The sequence below is a fragment of the Mycobacterium sp. 48b genome, from assembly GCF_048282725.1.
Classification (GTDB): Bacteria; Actinomycetota; Actinomycetes; order Mycobacteriales; family Mycobacteriaceae; genus Mycobacterium.
Genome location: NZ_JBLVUL010000001.1, coordinates 1,365,388 through 1,384,304, shown reverse-complemented (window position 1 = coordinate 1,384,304; position 18,917 = coordinate 1,365,388). Strand labels below are relative to the sequence as shown.

Genomic DNA, 18,917 nt, shown 5'->3' with positions numbered 1-18,917 from the left:
GCGACCGATCGATCAACGGCACGACACTGACGGCGTCGCAGATATCGGTACGAAACTCCACAGTCCCTCCGATCCCGGCAGGGTCATCGCCGGTCCCACTCCAACATTCATCCCAGGTCCGTCACCTATCGGAGCCCTGAGCCTGCGCCACCCTGTCCCGCAGGCTCTTCGGCCGGATATCCGGCCAGCACTGGTCGATGTAATCCAGACAGACAGCGCGGGCCGCTTCGCCGTAAGCCACCGTCCAGCCGGCAGGAACGTCTGCGAAGGTCGGCCACAAGCTGTGTTGTTCCTCGTCGTTGACCAAGACGAGAAAGCAGCCATTGTCATCGTCGAACGGATTGATGCTCATCTCGTCCTTCCCGGCACCAAATCGACCATCCAAATCTGGACGCGCAGTGGTATCCACTCGCGTCCGCGTATGCCCTCGGCACTTTCAGCAATGAATTCGCCTGTTGCAGAGCGCCAGCATATCTATTCCCCTTTGGCAGGGGAAGGAAATCGGTCATCTGGGTGAGTTCGTTGCCAAAACCCGGTCATCCCACTTCCCAATCGACACATCTGCCACATTTGAGCAAATCTGCCGCACAATCGGCGAGTGATCTTGTGACTTTCGAGCGGTAGCGTCGGGAGTTCACTGGAATCCGCAGCGCGGGCGTCACGACATCGCCCACGGCCCACACCCGCAGCATATGCTCCCCACCCTGGCTGGCACGGCCATTTCCCCACTACAAGTGGGTTTCAGGGCCGTACGAGCAGCGAAGGGCGCATGACGCCGATGTAGTTCAATCCAGCGAAGGCCGACCGGACCGGCACCGAAGTCACACGAGTGGTCCGCACAACCGGCGCCAGGGACCAGTGGAGAACAATCCAGTTCTTCACAGGTTCAGCAAAGAGCAGGTGTAAGGTTCGCGGCCGCCTTCACCCAGGGCCGTCCGGCGGGGATCGAATTAGCCACGGACCCCCGACAATGCCCGATCAGATCGGTGGTGTTGAGTTTGCGATTGCAACAAGTAGCGAATATTTGAATATGCCGAGCGACGTCTCGATCAAGATCGATATTCGCGATGCTGCGAAAGTGGAGGCGAATCCACGCGGCGACCGCCGGCGGTGGCCTGATGAGCCGCGGTAAGGCTTTCGACGATGTCCCGCGGCATAGGTGACCAATGAGCCGGCGACAGCTGGGTATCGTCCTCGGAGATAACCAACGTAGGTCGATCTGTGGGGGATGGAATCGTATGTCTGCACACGTCGAGCAGTTGGAGTTTCAGGCGGAGGCACGGCAACTCCTGGAGTTGCTGGTGCACTCGGTCTACTCCAACAAGGACTCCTTTCTCCGCGAGCTGATCTCGAACGCGTCGGATGCTCTGGACAAGCTCCGCCTGGAGACACTGCGGAACAAGGACCTGACCGCCGACATCTCCGACCTCCACATCGACATCGAGGTGGGGCGGGATCCACGGACCTTGACCGTCCGCGACAACGGCATCGGGATGACGCGCGACGAAGTTGTGGCGCTGATCGGCACTCTCGCGAAGTCCGGAACCGCAGAGCTGCGCCAGCAATTGCAGGAAGCCAAGAAAGCGGCCGCCTCCGAGGAATTGATCGGGCAGTTCGGCGTCGGCTTCTACTCCACGTTCATGGTGGCCGACCAGGTTGAACTGCTCACCCGCAAGGCCGGCGAGAGTGGAGCCACCCGATGGGTGTCGAGCGGCGACGGCACCTACACCATCGAGTCCGTCGATGACGCTCCGCAGGGCACGTCGGTCACGCTGCACCTGAAACCCGAAGATGTCGAGGATCAGCTTCACGACTACACCGCTGACCACAAGATCAGAGAGCTCGTCAAGAAGTACTCCGACTTCATCGCCTGGCCCGTCCGGATGCAGGTCGAACATCGTGTGCCGGCCTCTGCGGAAGACGGTCCGGACACCGTCACGATCGAAACTCAGACGCTCAACTCGATGAAAGCGTTGTGGGCCAAGCCCAAAGACGAGGTCTCCGAAGAGGAGTACCACGAGTTCTACAAGCACATCGCCCACGCATGGGACGATCCGCTCGCGGTCATCTCGATGAGGGGCGAGGGCAGCTTCGAGTACCAGGCCTTGTTGTTCATCCCCTCACACGCCCCGTTCGACATGTTCACCAGGGACGCCAGGACCGGGGTCCAGCTCTACATCAAGCGCGTCTTCGTCATGGGGGATTGCGAAGAACTCATGCCCGGTTACCTGCGCTTCGTCAAGGGCGTGGTGGATGCGCAGGGCATGTCACTCAACGTCTCCCGCGAGATCCTGCAGCAGGATCGGCAGGTCACGGCGATCCGTCGCCGGTTGACCAAGAAGGTCCTGTCGACGATCACGGATCTGAAGTCCGGCAAGCCCGAGGACTACCGCGTCTTCTGGGAGCAATTCGGCGCTGTCGTCAAAGAGGGCCTGATATCCGACTTTGACAATCAGGACACGCTGCTTCGGATGTCGTCCTTCTTCTCCACGGTCTCCGAAGGAGGGGACGCCGAGGGACTCACCACGCTGCCCGAGTACGTCGAGCGCATGAAGGATGGCCAGGAGCAGATCTTCTACGCCACGGGACCGTCAGCCGATCAACTTCTGAAGTCACCGCACCTGGAGGCATTCAAGGCCAAGGGCTACGAGGTCCTGCTGCTCACCGACCCCGTCGACGAGATCTGGGTGGGTTCGGTGCCGGAGTTCGACGGCAAGCCGCTGCAGTCGGTCGCCAAAGGTGAGGTCGACCTCGACTCCGATGAGGACAAGGCTGCGCATGAGGCCGAGCGCGAGGCGCAGCAGCAAGAGTTCGCCGGCGTCTTGGCCTGGTTGAAGGAGACGCTGACCGAGCTGGTCTCGGAAGTGCGATTGTCCAGTAGGTTGACCGATTCCCCGGCCTGTCTGATAACCCCCACGTTCGGCATCACGCCGACGCTGGCGCGCATCTACCGGGCCTCCGGACAGGTGGTTCCGACCGGGAAACGGATCCTCGAACTCAACCCGAGCCACCCGCTGGTCACCGGCTTGCGTCAGGCGTACGAGACGGGCGGAGACGACGCTCATTCGCATCGACTCGCCGAGACCGCCGAATTGCTCTACGGCACAGCCCTTCTTGCCGAGGGCGGAGTGCCCGACGACCCTGCCAAGTTCGCCGGACTGCTCGCCGACCGCTTGGCACGCACGGTGTAAGACGCGTCATTCCAGCCAATTCGGAGTGCGGTTTCGTCGCAATTGCAGGGTGAAACCGCCTTCGGGCTCGTACCGTACAAAAATGGGCAATGTACTGGATGTGCTCGATCAGACCATGTTCGATCTCGGGCAGGCGACAGGTTCAGAAACCCTACTGCAATGTGTTTGGGTATATGACCGCCCGATCGACATCGACGGTCTGCGGCAATTCCACGACCATCTTCGGAGGGGAAGGTTGTCTCGCTGCATCGGGCGGTCACCGCTGTCGTTCGGTCGCCATCGCTGGGTAGCACCCGAGAACCCATCCGACCTTGAGCTCATCGAGACAGCGAGGCCGCGTGAAGAATTCGACGATTGGCTGGACGAGCAGGTCAACAGCCCACTCGATTGCGAGCACGGACCGGGCTGGCACCTTGCGGCGCTCCCCTTCACCGATGGCGGCACGGGCCTGAGCTTGGTCATCTCACACTGTCTCACCGACGGCGTCGGGCTGTGGGAGGCTGTGGCGGATGCGGCACTCGGCCGCGACGACCCGATCGCCTGGCCGACGGCCGCATCGCGCGGGCGGTGGCAGGCCATCCGCGAAGACATCGGCCAAACGGTGCGCGATATACCGGCCATTGGCCGTGCCGTCACCGCCTCGATGCGGTTGGGACGTGGCGGCGACAGTGCCCAAGCCGCCCCGCCATCCACTACCGCAACACCCGCGCCATCCGATGAAGCCGACGAATCCCACCTTCTCCCAACGGCAACGATCTTCGTCGACGCCGACGAGTGGGACGCCCGCGCACGCGCGCTCGGCGGCACCCGCAACACACTGCTCGTGGGACTGGCAGCTCGCCTCGCCCAGCGCGCGGGACGGGTTGCGACCGACGGTTCTGTGGTGGTGACGCTGCCGGTCAACCAGCGCGCCGCAGACGACACCCGCGCCAACGCGCTCGGCGGCGTGCGCACCACAGTCGACCCGACATCGGCAACAACCGACCTGAGTGGGATTCGATCGGCCGTCAAACAAGCCTTGATTCGCCATTCAGAGGAACCCGACCCCCAGCAGGTGGTGAATGCCCTGGTTCCGCTCCTGTCCCAGCGGCTTCTCAAGGCCGCCCGCGGCGCGACGAGAGGCAACCCGTTCAATCTCGTCGGTGCATCGAACGTCGGTGTGATCGACGCCGCCGCCAACCGTCCCGACGGCACGGACGCCGAATCCTTCGCTTTGAGACTCCACCACCTCGGTGTGGCCACGTCGACGCTGCACCGGTACGGCGGAGTCCAGACCATGCTGTCGGGAGCACTGGACGGACGGATCTTCGTCTCGCTGGTCTCTACTCTGCCGGACCGGGTGAACTCGAACGATGAATTGCGACAGGAACTTTCAACCACCCTGGGTGAGTTCTCACTCAGCGGCACGCACCTCTGAACGACCTCTGGAACAGAAGGACCTGGACGACGGCTCTGAGGTCCCAGCAGTCACCACACGAGTGGCACGAGCCGGTAATGCACCTTCTGCGTGTACTCCCCATACCCGGCGAGTTGCTGTCGAAGCAGCTTCTCCTCGTCGTGGATTCGGAAGGTGTACAGGGTCAGGACGGGAATGAGAACGGCCAGCCCCCACCATGAACCAAGTGCCAGAGGCATTCCCGCCACCATGAGCAGTGCCCCCATGTACATCGGATGCCGCACAAGCCCGTAGAGGCCGGTGGAGACGAGCGTCTGCTCGGACTCGACGGTGATGTTGGCCGACGCGTAGCTGTTCTGGACGATCGTGAATATGGTGATCACGAGACCGATCGCGAACATCGCGTTACCGAGCCACGACACGGCTGTGGGCACGGGGGACCATCCGAAACGATGATCGAGACCACAGAACACCGGCAGCCCAATGGACAGCACCGTGATGACGACGAGTACCGCCTTCTGCACCGGTCTCGACTCGGCCTTCTGTCCGACGCGCATGCGCCGCTCGACAACCGCCTTGTCCTTTCTCAACAAGTAGACGGTGGACAGAATTGCCATGACCGAGTAAACGGCCAGGAAAACCCATGCCTGCCAGTAGTTGAACGTCCCCGCCGGCACGAACAGCAGCGCGCCCAGCGCCACGAGGCCGAGAACTGATTGGATAGCCACCCGGAGATTGGTGCCCATGTCATCCTCCTACTTGTGCGATTCTGGGACGCTCAAAGATGCGCGCCGGTCAGCGAGAAATCGTTCAATGCATGTGAAAGGTCTTGCCTCAACCGCTCATTCGTGTTGACTCGACCGGGTAGATACGAGAAGGCCGAGACGAATACCCGTCCGTTCGCCCGCCCGGAGAGAAATGACTGGGTCCCGCCGAACCGGTGCAGCATCGCCTCCGTCAGCCCCAGGTACGGGAGAACTTTCACGGCGAAATGGTCGGCGTCCGTACCATCCGCACGACTGGCGGCCGGGTTGACCACACCGAGGTTGGACGAACCGACCTGGTTGAGTGAACTGACACGGGAAGTAGCCCCGAGGAACCGCTTCGGCAAGACGGGAATGATGGCATTCACCGCTTGTTCCTCGTCGGGCGCTTCGCCGTGACGGATCAGTGCTTGTTTGACCGCAGCCCGGATCTCACGCAGGTCCGTGGTCGCCAGTGCGGGGTCGACCGTGACGGCGACACTGCTTCTCGCGTTGGCACGGGTATCTCCGTCGGCACGCTGATTGACCGGCATCATGACGATCACCGATCCGTCTGCGCCGACCCGTCCTGCGCGATGGGCGAGCCGAGCCGCCAAACCCACAAGAAGAGCGTTGCTGGTCCCACCGAGTGCCTCTGCGCGAGAATCCCATTCGTCGGCATCGATGAGGATCGTTGCCATCGGAACCGGGATCGATTCGTCTGAAACGACGGCCGGCGCAGGTGATGTGGTGGTCGGCGGAGTGGCCGGGTCCGCAGCTTCGGCCCCCTCCCGGCTGCGCCGGGCCAGCCGGATCGCGGCGACAACGCCCCGCGCCATGGCGGGGATGTCGCGCACGGTTTGCCAGGCGTCCTGCCTCAGGGCTTTCCAATGACCGCGCGACGCGGCAGCAGGCCAGCTGATCGGATCGTCACGGCCGAGTGCGGCATCAGCAAGTGCCTCACACAGACCGACCCCGTCGATGAGGCAATGCGAGACGACCAGGCTCACGCCTGAGCCGCCGTCGGTGAACGGGAGCACTGCAAGGTGCCAGCCGGGTCCGTGCTCGCAATCAAGCGGGGTATTGATCTGCTCGTCGAGCCAGTCGTCGAATTCTTCACGCGGCCTCGGCGTTTCGACGACCTCGAGGTCGGTCGAATTGTCCGTCGCCACCCAGCGGTGGCGGCCGAACGACAGTGGTGAACGCTCGATGCCACGGGACAGTCGTCCCCGCCGAAGATGGTCGTGGAACTGCCGAACGCCGTCGATGTCGATCGGGCGGTCATAGATCCAGGCGCTCTGCAGCAGGCTGTTCACTCCTATCGCCAGCCCGAGATCGAACGTACGCTGGTCGAGCACATCGAGGACGTTGCTCATTTTTGGAACGGTATCCGCGTCGAATTCGCCCGTCTCGTGTTTGTAAGTGGTCCGCATCTGGCGATCACCGTCCCCACGTCAGCCGCTCGACGCTTGTGCGCCAGAGCATCGTCACGAACTATTCCGAATCACTTTCCAGGACAGACTTGAGCTTCTCGACGTATTCACCCAGTGCTTCGGGGGTGAACATCTCGAAGTGGGTGCACCCCACCGGTAGCACCGTGATCTTCCCGGAAACATAAGGGCGCCAACTGCGCAGCATCGCTCCGGCAGCCTTGCGGTTGCGTAGCCGCGCCAACCTCGACCTGAGCCCATCCTTCCCGGTCTCCTCGCATCGAGGACGGGCAGCCGAGAACATCACGACGTCGCCATCGAACAATTCCGGCTGATGATCGAGAAGGAACAACTGCCCCGTACTCACACTGCGCGCCATGAACTTCACCAACTGACGCGACGGAGGACTGGCCCCGTGCCGGTCGATGATGTCGGCCACCCGCGAATACGACAGCAGCCCGATATGCAACGGAATCCGGACCTTGTTGGTCCGAAGGATGTAATCCAGAACCCATCCCTCGGCAACCGCCTCGTTCTTCGCAATCTTCCTGGTGATGCTTTTCCGGAACCTGTTCGGGTTCAGCAAGCCATCGAGCAGCACCAGACGCTGAACCTCACAACCACGCCGCTGGAGCTCGACAGCCAACGCATGAGCCACCACACCACCAAACGACCAGCCCAGAATCCGATACGGCCCAACCGGATACAGCTCCTGGAGCCGATCGGCGTAGCTGACCGCCATGCTCCGAATCGACTCGGGCTCGGGCTCGCCATCGGCTGACGCTCGGTTGATCCCGACGATCGGACCCTCCACATACCGGCCCAACGCCCGATACGACCAACTCAACCCGAAACCGTCATGAACACAACACAACGGCACACCGCTACCCGGTTTGAGCACCTCGACCGGAACGACTTCCCGCGAGCTCTCGGCCCGGCCCACCTGCTGGGCCAAACCACGCACCGTCGGCGTATCGAACATCACCCGCACCGCCAACTCAGCGCCCAAACTGGCATTCGCCGCGGCGATCACCCGCATCGCCGACAGGGAATCCCCGCCCAGATCGAAGAACGGATCATCGACCCCGACCCGCTCCACACCCAAAACCTCGGCATAGATACCGGCCAAGATCTCCTCGGTCAGCGTGGAGGGAGCACGATACCGCCGGCCATCGACGTAGTCCGGGGCCGGCAACGCGCGACGATCCAGCTTCCCGTTGACCGTCAACGGCAAGGCATCGAGGGCGACGACGGCGGCGGGCACCATATAGCTGGGCAACCGCTCCGCCAGGGAAGCGCGGACATCTGCCGGTTCCGCGGTGCCCGTGACGTAACCGACGAGGCGTTTGTCGCCGGGGCGATCCTCGCGGGCGATGACCGCCGCCTGATCGACACCCTCCACCTCAGCCAGCACCGCCTGAACCTCACCCAACTCGATGCGATACCCGCGAATCTTGACCTGCTCATCAGCCCGACCCAGATAATGCAACTGCCCGTCAGCTGCCCAGGACACCAGATCCCCGGTCCGATACATCCGCTGTCCCGCGGCAAACGGACACGCCACGAACCGGGAGCCGGTCAGCCCACCCCGACCCAGATACCCGCTCGCAAGGCCTGACCCGGCCACATACAACTCACCGACCACCCCGGCAGGCACCGGACGCAACCACCGATCCAGGACAAAGAACGCCGCCCCCGGCACCGGCACACCGATCGGGACAGCGCTCGGTCCAGCCGCCTCAGACTTCTTCAAGGGCGCACTGAACGACGTGTACCACGTCTCGGTCGGCCCGTAACCGTTGACCATCAATCGATCCGGTGCCCACCGATCCACCAACTCCGACGGACAGGCCTCACCGGCCACCACCAACGCCACCGACTCCAGGCCTTCCGACGACAGCGCCGACGCGGCCGACGGAGTCTGATTCAGAACAGTGACCCGCTCGGCAATCAGCAACGCGTGCAACGCATCCGGCGAACCCGCCACCGCATCCGGCACCACCACCAGGCGCCCACCACTGAGCAACGCACCAAAGATCTCCCACACCGACACGTCAAACGCATACGAATGCCACTGCGACCACACGCCGGCGGCCGGCAACCCCACATCCAAAGACGTCAGCAACCCCGTCACATTGCTGTGCGGAACCGCCACCCCCTTCGGCACGCCCGTCGTACCCGACGTGTAGATGAGGTAAGCGATGTCGTCCGGCCCCGGAGCCGGCAGCGCACTGCTCGGCTGGACATCGATCTTCGGATCGGCCACATCGACAACGGCCACACCCAGGCCATCGAATCGATCGGCCAGCTCACCGGTGGTGACCGCGACGACCGGCCGGGCATCGCCAACCACCACCGCGATCCGCGCGTCCGGATGAGCCGGATCAATCGGCAGATACGCCGCGCCCGACTTCAACACCGCCAAGATCGCCACAATCGCTTCGGCCGAACGATTCAGCAGCAGCGTCACGCATTCACCCGGGCCCGCACCAAGTCCGACAAGCAAGTGCGCCAACCGATTCGACGCCTCGTCCAGTTCCCGATACGACCACGCACGCCCGTCGAAACTCACCGCCGCCGCATCAGGCACCCGCCTCACCTGAGCCGCGAACACCTCCGGAATCGAACCCGCCGCCCTCGCCGGCGCGGTGAGCGCGGCCCGGTTTCCGACCTCGTCGAGACGGGCATGCTCGGCGGTGCCGAGTACGTCGATCGACGACAAGCGCTGCGCCGGGTCCTCGGTCATCGCGGCCAGCACCCGTGCCAGGCGCTCGACCATCGACGAGACGGTCTCGGCATCGAACACGTCAGTCCGGAACTCCACCGAACCACCGATGCCGGCGAACCCGCCTTCGGTGTCGAACTTCTCTCCCAGGGCGAGAACCAGATCCATACGCGCGGTGTGGGTCTCGGCCATCAGTGGCGCGGCGTGCACACCGCCCAGCGTCGACTCGACACTGGATGCAGCGGCGGGGTTCTGCCAGGCCAGCATCACCTGGATCAGCGGGTGATGGCTCAGGCTGCGCGTCGGGTTGAGCCGGTCCACCAGCACCTCGAAGGGCACATCCTGATGCTCATAAGCTGCCAGACTGCGCTGACGCACCTGCCCGACCAGCTCGCCTACAGTGGGATCGTCGGCCAGGTCGACTCGCAACACCAAGGTGTTCACGAAGAACCCGACCAATTCATCCAATGCCGGATCATTACGTCCGGCAATCGGGAAACCCACCGCCACATCAGAGCTGGCGCTCAAGGTCGACAGCAACACAGCCAACGCAGCCTGTACCACCATGAAACCGGTCGCATTGTTCTCCCGCGCCACCGCCGCCACCCGCCGCTGCAGCTCCGCCGGCCAAGCCACCTCGACGACAGCTCCGTGGTGATCGGCAACCGCCGGGTACGGGCGATCGGTCGGCAACTCGAGACGATCAGGTAGGCCCGCCAACGCGTCCTGCCAGTAGGCCAGCTGCCCGGCGATGCGGCTCTCGGGGTCGGACAACTCGCCGAGCTGGTCCCGCTGCCACAATGTGTAATCCGCGTACTGCACCGGCAGGGGAGACCACTCCGGCGCCCGACCGTCGCAGCGGGACCCGTAGGCCACGGCCACGTCACGGGCCAGTGGAGCGAACGACCACGCGTCCCCTGCGATGTGATGCACGACCGCGACCAGCACATGTTCATTCTCAGAAACGCGGAAAAGCCGTGCCCAGATCGGGATCTCGCTGTTCAGGTCGAAGGGGTGCCGTACGGCTGCGTCGATGGCGCTTGCCAACCGCTCCGCTGTCCAACCCGCGGCGTCCACCTCCTGCCACCCGAAATCAGCCTGGTCGGCAGGAATGACCAGCTGCCGGGGGACACCGTCGACCTCGGGAAAGACCGTGCGCAGACTCTCGTGCCGGGCAGCTACATCGGCCAAGGCCAGGCGGAGCGCATCGACGTCCAATCCGGTGACCCGGTACATCATCGGCATGTTGTAAATCGGGGACGGACCGTGCAATTGGTCCAGGAACCACAGCCGCTGCTGGGCATACGACAACGGCACCGCCGCAGGCCGAGGCATGGGCGCCAACGGGATCCGCCCGCCCGACCCCATTGCCATTCGCGGTTCGAGCTGCGCCACAGTCGGCGCGTCGAATACCGCGCGGACGGCCTGATCTGTGTCGAATGCGGTGTTGACGGCATTGATCAGCCGTATGGCCGACAGGGAATCGCCACCCAGATCGAAGAACGAGTCGTCGACTCCGACCCGGTCCAAGCCCAGTACCTGAGCGAAGATGCCGGCCAGGATCTCCTCGGTCGGGGTGGTCGGGGCACGATAGCTTTCGGCATCGACGTATTCCGGTGCCGGCAGCGCGCGTCGGTCCAACTTGCCGTTGACGGTCAGCGGTATTGCGTCGACGACCACCACGGCAGCGGGCACCATGTAAGTCGGAAGGTGCTCAGCCAGGTGGGCTCGGGCCTTACCGGAGTCGACCAGGCCCGGCGCAGTCTCAGTCACGTAGCCGACGAGTCGCTTCTCGCCCGGGTGGTCCTCGCGGGCGACGACGACAGCCTGTTCCACACCGGCCAGATCGGCCAGTGCGACCTGGATTTCGCCGAGTTCGATCCGGTAGCCGCGAATCTTGACCTGCTCGTCGGCGCGGCCGAGATACTGCATCTGCCCATCACTGCCCCAGCGCACCAGGTCGCCGGTCCGGTACATCCGCGCCCCCGCGCCACCGAACGGGCAACTGACGAAACGAGATGCGGTCAACCCTGCCCGGCCGACATATCCCACCCCGACGCCGCGGCCGGCCACATACAACTCCCCCACAACCCCCGGAGGCACCTCCCGCAGCCACCGATCGAGCACGAACAACGCGGCCCCGGGGGCAGGCGATCCGATCGGAACGATGTTCGGCACCGCCGCTTCGGCTTTCAAGGGCGCACTGATCGCGGCGTACACCGTGGCCTCGGTCGGCCCATACGCGTTGATCAGCACCCGTCCCGGCGCCCAACGTTGCACCAGCTCGGTCGGACAGGCTTCCCCGGCCACGACCAATGTGGTGGACTCCAAGCCGTCCGGTGAGAGCATCCCCGCCGCCGACGGTGTCTGGCTCAAGACGCTGACCTTCTGGCTGACCAACAAGTCATGCAAATCCTGCGGCGAACGGGCCACGTCCTCCGGCACCACCACCAACCGGCCGCCGTGCAGCAGGGCGCAGAAGATGTCCCACACGGAGACGTCGAACACCAGCGAATGCCACTGCGACCACACGGTTCCCGGTCCCACCAGGCCCGGGTCCACGGCGCCGAGGAACTGCGTCACATTGTGATGAGTGATCGCCACGCCCTTCGGAACGCCGGTGGTTCCCGAGGTGTAGATCAGGTAGGCGAGGTCATCGGCGGCCGGTCCTCGCAATGCGGTGCTGGGCCACGTCTCGGCCCGCGTGTCGGCGATGTCGATGACGGTCAGGTCGCACCCGTCCAGCCGTGCCCGCAACTCGGACGTGGTGACCGCGGCTACCGGGCCGGCGTCGGCCAACATGAACTCGACCCGCGCGTCCGGCACCATCGGGTCGATGGGCAGGTACGCTGCTCCCGACTTGAGCACCGCCAGGATCGCGACGATCGCCTCGGCCGAATGGTTGAGCAGCAGCGCCACACATTCGCCTGCTCCGGCGCCCTGGTCAACAAGCAGGTGCGCCAAGCGATTCGATGCCTCGTCAAGCTCGCGGTAGGTCCACGAACTCTCGCCGCACACCACCGCCACCGCAGCGGGGTCCCGCGCCACCTGTTCGGTGAACACCGCAGGAATCGACACGGCGGCGACCGACTCGGACAGCACCGCCCGTTTGCCCCATCCGTCGAGTCGGGCGTGGTCGCCTGGCTCGAGCAGGTTTATGGACGACAACGCCGCTGATGGATCGGCGGTCAGCGCTTCGACCGCGCGGGTGAGTCGCTCGACGAAGCTCTGGATGGTGGCGGCATCGAACACATCGGTGCGGAACTCCACCGCTCCGGTGATGCCGGCGGGCTCACCGGCGCTCCAGCGTTCTGCCAACGAGATCATCAGATCCATGCGGGCGGTCTGAGTGTCCGCTTCCAGCGGGGTGGCTTGCATGCCGCCCAAACTCGTCGACACGGTTTCGTCATCGTCCTGCGCGGTCAGGTTCTGCCACGCCATCATCACCTGGACCAGCGGGTGGTGGGTCAAACTACGGGCCGGGTTGAGCCGGTCGACGACCATCTCGAAGGGCACATCCTGGTGCTCGTAGGCAGCCAGGCTGCGTCTCCGCACCTGGGCCAGCAGGTCGGCTACGGACGGATCACCGTCGAGCTCGACGCGTAACACCAGTGTGTTGATGAAAACCCCGACCAACTCGTCCAATGCGGGATCGTTACGCCCTGCGATCGGGAATCCCACTGCGACATCTGAATTCCCGCTGAGGGTCGACAACAACACGGCCAGGGCGGCCTGAACCACCATGAAGCTGGTCGCATTGTGCTCACTCGCTGCCCGCGCGATCTGCCGCTGCAGCTCGACCGGCCACTCCATCGTGAGACTGGCCCCGCGGTAGTCGGCCACCGGCGGATACGGCCGGTCGGTGGGCAGCTCCAGTCGCTCGGGCAGCCCGGACAGCGCCTGCTCCCAGTACGCCAACTGACCGGAGATCCGGCTGTCGGGATCGGTCGGTTCACCCAGATACGACCGCTGCCACAGCGTGTAATCCGCGTATTGCACCGGCAGCGGCGCCCAGTCGGGAACCTGTCCCGCGCACCGGCTCGCGTAGGCCATCCCGATGTCACGCACGAGCGGACCGATCGACCAGCCATCCCCGGCAATGTGATGGACGACCGCAACCAGCACATGGTCACCCTCGCCCATTCGGAAAAGGGTCGCTCTCAACGGGATCTCGGCGGACAGGTCGAAGTTGTATCCGACGGTCGCGCGAATCGCGTCGTGGAGTCGGTCCACGGACCAGTCCTGCGCGTCGACGACCTGCCACCCCGGTTCGGCCTGCCCCGCGGGCACCACGACCTGCAGGGGTACACCGTCGACGGCCGGGAAAACCGTGCGCAGAGACTCGTGGCGCTCCACCACGTCTGCCAGTGCCTGGCCGAGGGCGTCGACATCCAGCCCCCCGGTGATCCGGTACGCGGTCGGCATGTTGTAGATCGGTGACGGTCCCTCGAGCTGGTCGAGGAACCACAGTCGCTGCTGGGCATATGAGAGCGGGAGGGCCTCCGGGCGTTGTTGTGCCACCAGCGGTTCACGCCGACCGGAACTCTCACCAGCACGTGTCGCAAGTTCTGCCACCGTGGGCGCCTCGAACACCGCCCGCACTGCGAGATCGGTATCCAGACTTGCGTTGACCGAGTTGATCAACCGCATCGCCGAAAGCGAGTCGCCACCCAGGTCGAAGAACGAATCATCCGCTCCGACGCGTTCCAGACCGAGCACCTGCGCATAGATGCCGGCCAGCATTTCCTCGACGGGAGTCGCCGGGGCGCGGTACTCCTGACCGTTGGCGTAGTCGGGGGCAGGCAGAGCGCGTTTGTCGAGTTTGCCGTTCACCGTCAAGGGCAATGCGTCGAGCACCACCACCGCCGCGGGGACCATGTAACCGGGCAACCGGTCGGACAATGCCGCACGAACCGTGACCGGGTCCGCGCTGCCCGTGATGTAACCGACCAGGCGCTTGTCGCCGGGGCGGTCTTCTCGCGCTATGACCTCGGCCTGTCGCACCCCGTCCAGATCTTCCAGAGCTGACTGGATTTCGCCCAGTTCGATGCGGTATCCGCGAATCTTGACCTGCTCATCGGCACGCCCCAGATAGCGCAACTGGCCGTCGGGACCCCACGACGCGAGATCCCCGGTCCGGTACATCCGGGCCCCTGCCCCACCGAACGGGCACGCCATGAACCTCGTCGCACTCAATCCACCGCGACGCCAGTAACCGAATCCCAACCCGGCGCCGACCACGTACAACTCGCCCACCACACCAACCGGCGCCGGCTGCAGTGACGAATCCAGCACGAAGAACCCGAGGTGGGCCAACGGCACACCGATCGGGCTCGAGCTGCCCTCGACGTCACTGGCCACGATCTCCCGGAACGAGGCGTGCACCGTCGTCTCGGTGATTCCGTACATGTTGATCAGCCGAGTGGAACCTGAATGCCCCTCGAACCATGGCCGAAGGCGCTGCGGTTCAAGCGCTTCCCCACCGAAGATCACCGTCTCCAACTTCAGCTGACGGCCCAGTTCAGGCTGCAACGCGTCAACCGACTGCAAGGCGTAGAAAGCCGACGGCGTCTGACTCAGGACCGTCACCTGCTCGGCAACCAGCAAGCTCAGCAAGTCCTCCGGAGATCGTGTCACCGATTCCGACACCACCACGAGCCGGCCGCCGAACAGCAGCGCCCCCCAGATCTCCCACACCGAATAGTCGAATGCCAAGGAATGACATTGGGTCCACACCTGACCCGCCAGACCCAACTCGGCATCCAGGGTCCCCAACAACCGAGCCACGTTCCGATGGCTGATCGCCACGCCCTTGGGAACACCCGTCGTCCCTGAGGTGTAGATCAAGTACGCGACATCGTCTGAAACCGGCCCCCGCAGTGCGGTACTCGGTTGTGCGTCGATCGCGGCATCGGCAACGTCGACGACGGTCAGGTCGAGACTTTCCAGCCGCGTCCGCAATCCGGCGGTGGTCACCGCGACAATCGGAGCCGCATCGCCGAGCATGAACTGGATCCGTGCATCAGGATGCATCGGATCAACCGGCACATATGCCGCCCCCGACTTCAACGCTCCCAGAATCGCGACGATCGCCTCGACCGACCGAGGCACCAGCACCGCCACACATTTACCCGGGCCTGCGCCGAAGCTGACCAGCCAGTGCGCCAGGCGATTCGACGCTTCGTCCAGCTCCCGATAGGTCATCGACCGGCCATCGAAACTCACCGCCACCGACTCAGGCGCGCGAGCCACCTGAGCGGCGAACAACCCCGGAATGGACAGCACAGGGAGCGGGGGTTCGGTCAACACGGCCCGGTTACCGACATCGTCGAGGCGGGCATGCTCGACGACATCGAGCACATCGACCGACGACAGCCGCCGGGTCGGATCATCGATCAGCGCCTCGGCGACGCGCACCAGCCGGTCGATCATGGTCTGGATGCCGGCCGCGTCGAACACGTCGGTCCGGAACTCCACCGTGCCGCCGATCCCTGCGGGGTTGCCTGCGTCGTCCCACCGTTCAGCCAGTGCGAACGTGAGGTCCATCCGCGCCACGTGCGTGTCCACCGGCAGCGGACTGACCTGTGCCCCACCCAGAGTCGATTCAGTCGCGGTGTCGGCAGTGAAGTTCTGCCAGGCCAGCGCCACCTGGACCAGCGGGTGATGGGCCAGCGACCGGGTCGGCTTGAGCCGGTCCACCAGTACCTCGAACGGTACATCCTGGTGCTCGAGTGTGGCCAGGCTGCGCCGGCGCACCTGGGCCAGCAGCTCGACAGCAGTCGGGTCGCCGGCCAGATCCACTCGCAGCACCAGTGTGTTGACGAAGAATCCCACCAACTGATCGAGCGCCGCATCGCCACGGCCCGCGATCGGAACCCCCACGGCCACATCAGAAGTCGCACTGAGCTTAGACAACAACGTCGTCAGCGCGGCCTGGACCACCATGTACGTCGTGGCGTTGTGTTCCCGCGCAACTTCACGTATCCGCTTGTGCAGTTCGGCCGGCAATGAGACCGGCATGCTGGCGCCGCGGTGGTCGGCCACCGGCGGGTACGGGCGGTCGGTGGGAAGTTCCAGGCGTTCGGGCAACCCGGCCAGCGCCTGCTCCCAATACGCCACCTGCTCCGAGATGCGGCTTTCGGTGTCTCCCAGGTCGCCCAGATGCGTGCGCTGCCACAGAGTGTAATCCACATACTGCACCGGCAACGGTGTCCACCCCGGCGCTCGTCCCGCGGACCGGCCGGCATACGCCGATTGCAGATCGGCGATCAACGGTGCCACCGACCAGCCGTCGGCAGCGATGTGATGAACCACGGCCACCAGGACATGCTCATCCTCGTTCAGCCGTAAAAGTGCTGCCCGCAACGGTATCTCGCTGCTCAGATCGAAGGCATGGCCGGCCATGCCTCCGATGGCTTCACGCATTTCGGTCATCGACCATCCGCCGGCGTCGACCACTCGCCAACCGCAATCGGCTTCCTCGGCAGGTATCACCACCTGCTCCGGGACGCCCTCGGTCGACCGGAACACCGTGCGCAGAGATTCGTGGCGCTCCACCACATCGGCCAGCGCCGCACCGAGCGCGTCCGTATTCAGCTGCCCGGTGATCTGTAATGCCACCGCCATGTTGTAGATCGGTGACGGTCCCTCCAATTGATCGAGGAACCACAGTCGCTGCTGGGCGTACGACAACGGGATGACCGCCGGGCGTTGTTGGGCGACCAACGGTTCACGTCCACCCGAACTCTCACCGACACGCGCCGCAAGCTCGGCCACAGTGGAGGTCTCGAACACTGCCCGTACCGGTAGGTCAGCGCTCAGACCGGCATTGATCGCGTTGATCAACCGCGCCGCCGACAGCGAATCCCCACCGAGGTCGAAGAAAGAGTCATCAACACCGACTCGTTCCAGACCGAGCACCTGCGAATAGATCCCGACGAGGATCTCCTCGGCAGGTGTACTCGGGGCCCGGTACCGATCGACGTCGATGTACTCGGGGGCCGGCAACGCTCGGCGGTCGAGCTTGCCGTTGACAGTCAACGGCAACGCATCGAGCACCACAACCGCGGTGGGCACCATGTAGCCGGGCAACCGCTCCGACAATGCGCCACGAACCGCGACCGGGTCAGCACTGCCGGTGATGTAGCCGACCAGGCGTTTGTCGCCGGGGCGATCTTCCCGGGCGATCACCGCCGCCTGGCCTACTCCGTCGACCTCCGCCAAAGCGGTTTGGATCTCCCCCAACTCGATCCGATAGCCACGAATCTTGACCTGCTCATCAGCACGCCCGCCATACCGCAACTGACCGTCAGGACCCCACGAGGCCAAATCGCCGGTCCGATACATCCGCGCCCCGCCCCCACCGAACGGGCACGCCACAAACCTCGTCGCGCTCAACCCACCACGACGCCAATAACCACACCCCAGCCCGGCACCGACCACATACAACTCACCCACCACACCGACCGGGACCGGCTGCAGCGACGGATCCAGCACAAAGAACCCGAGGTGCGACAACGGCACACCGATCGGGCTGACACTGCCCTCGGCGTCACCGACCACGATCTCGCGAAACGACGCGTGCACCGTCGTCTCGGTGATGCCGTACATGTTGATCAACCGCGGCGAACCAGGATGGCGATGCAACCACCCCCGAAGTCGCTGCGGCTCAAGCGCTTCCCCGCCGAAGATCACCGACTCCAGCTTCAACTGACCATCCGGCCCGGACTGCAACGCGTCCACAGCCTGCAACGCATAGAACGCCGACGGCGTCTGGCTGAACATGGTGACCTGCTCGGCAGCCAGCAGGGCATACAGATCTTCTGGCGCCTGCGTCACCGACTCCGGCACCACGACCAGCCGGCCACCGAACAGCAGAGCGCCCCAGATCTCCCACACCGAATAGTCGAACGCCAACGAATGACACTGTGTCCACACCTGACCCGCCAGACCCAACTCCGCATCCAGCGTGTCCAGCAGCCGCACCACATTGGCATGGGTGATCGCCACACCCTTCGGGCGACCCGTCGTCCCCGACGTGTAAATCAAATATGCGACGTCGTCAGCTGTCGGCGTCGGCAAATCCTTTCTCTGCCCGTCGTTCTGACCGAGCTGGTTGAAATCGATGACTTTCAGATCGCACCCTGCGAATCGGCCCAGCAACTCCGTGGTCGTGACTGCCACTGCCGGTTCCGCGTCCTCGAGCATGAACTGGACCCGAGCCTCAGGGTGCATCGGATCGATCGGCAGGTAAGCCGCACCCGACTTCAGCACCGCGACGATGCAGACGATCGCCTCGACAGAGCGGGGGAACAGCAATGCCACCCGACTGCCCGGCCCCACACCCTGACTGATCAACTCGTGCGCCAGACGATTCGAAGCCTCGTCCAGCTCCGCATACGACATCGAGCGACCGTCGAATGTCACCGCTGT

Annotated in this window: 7 protein-coding genes; 3 read left to right on the top strand and 4 right to left on the bottom strand. The window is 64.4% G+C overall.

Annotated features, from left to right (window positions below):
* Positions 1–121: 121 nt before the first annotated feature.
* Complete coding sequence (locus ACNQR1_RS06410; RefSeq protein ID WP_418044847.1) at positions 122–352, bottom strand: MbtH family protein; 231 nt, start codon at positions 350–352, stop codon at positions 122–124.
* Positions 353–970: 618 nt separating this feature from the next.
* Here ACNQR1_RS06410 and ACNQR1_RS06405 point away from each other — a divergent pair.
* The 3 genes from ACNQR1_RS06405 (at position 971) to ACNQR1_RS06395 (ending at position 4,608) form a co-directional block, all read left to right on the top strand.
* Complete coding sequence (locus ACNQR1_RS06405) at positions 971–1,132, top strand: hypothetical protein (protein WP_418044845.1); 162 nt, start codon at positions 971–973, stop codon at positions 1,130–1,132.
* Between the two features lie 106 nt (positions 1,133–1,238).
* Positions 1,239–3,191 carry a molecular chaperone HtpG gene (htpG, locus tag ACNQR1_RS06400; protein WP_418044843.1) on the top strand — a complete coding sequence of 651 codons (1,953 nt, stop codon included), beginning with the start codon at positions 1,239–1,241 and terminating at the stop codon, positions 3,189–3,191.
* Positions 3,192–3,216: 25 nt separating this feature from the next.
* Positions 3,217–4,608 carry a hypothetical protein gene (locus tag ACNQR1_RS06395; protein ID WP_418044841.1) on the top strand — a complete coding sequence of 464 codons (1,392 nt, stop codon included), beginning with the start codon at positions 3,217–3,219 and terminating at the stop codon, positions 4,606–4,608.
* Between the two features lie 50 nt (positions 4,609–4,658).
* Here the strand turns inward: ACNQR1_RS06395 and ACNQR1_RS06390 are convergent, their stop codons facing one another.
* The 3 genes from ACNQR1_RS06390 to ACNQR1_RS06380 all read right to left on the bottom strand — a co-directional run bounded on the left by ACNQR1_RS06390 (position 4,659) and on the right by ACNQR1_RS06380 (position 18,890).
* On the bottom strand, positions 4,659–5,333 hold the full coding sequence (locus ACNQR1_RS06390; RefSeq protein ID WP_418044839.1) for a methyltransferase family protein: 675 nt from the start codon (positions 5,331–5,333) through the stop codon (positions 4,659–4,661).
* A 32-nt stretch (positions 5,334–5,365) separates the two neighbouring features.
* Complete coding sequence (locus ACNQR1_RS06385; RefSeq protein WP_418044837.1) at positions 5,366–6,706, bottom strand: wax ester/triacylglycerol synthase domain-containing protein; 1,341 nt, start codon at positions 6,704–6,706, stop codon at positions 5,366–5,368.
* 118 nt (positions 6,707–6,824) lie between these two features.
* Positions 6,825–18,890 (bottom strand): amino acid adenylation domain-containing protein, encoded by a 12,066-nt coding sequence (locus tag ACNQR1_RS06380; RefSeq protein WP_418050292.1) that lies wholly within the window; start codon positions 18,888–18,890, stop codon positions 6,825–6,827.
* Positions 18,891–18,917 lie beyond the last annotated feature (27 nt).

Bases quoted from the DNA above. Each gene is read 5' to 3' on its own strand.
- ACNQR1_RS06410 (WP_418044847.1), bottom strand. From the start codon at position 352: ATGAGCATCAATCCGTTCGACGATGACAATGGCTGCTTTCTCGTCTTG.
- ACNQR1_RS06405 (WP_418044845.1), top strand. From the start codon at position 971: ATGCCCGATCAGATCGGTGGTGTTGAGTTTGCGATTGCAACAAGTAGC.
- htpG (WP_418044843.1), top strand. From the start codon at position 1,239: ATGTCTGCACACGTCGAGCAGTTGGAGTTTCAGGCGGAGGCACGGCAA.
- ACNQR1_RS06390 (WP_418044839.1), bottom strand. From the start codon at position 5,333: ATGGGCACCAATCTCCGGGTGGCTATCCAATCAGTTCTCGGCCTCGTG.
- ACNQR1_RS06385 (WP_418044837.1), bottom strand. From the start codon at position 6,706: ATGAGCAACGTCCTCGATGTGCTCGACCAGCGTACGTTCGATCTCGGG.
- ACNQR1_RS06380 (WP_418050292.1), bottom strand. From the start codon at position 18,890: ATGTCGTATGCGGAGCTGGACGAGGCTTCGAATCGTCTGGCGCACGAG.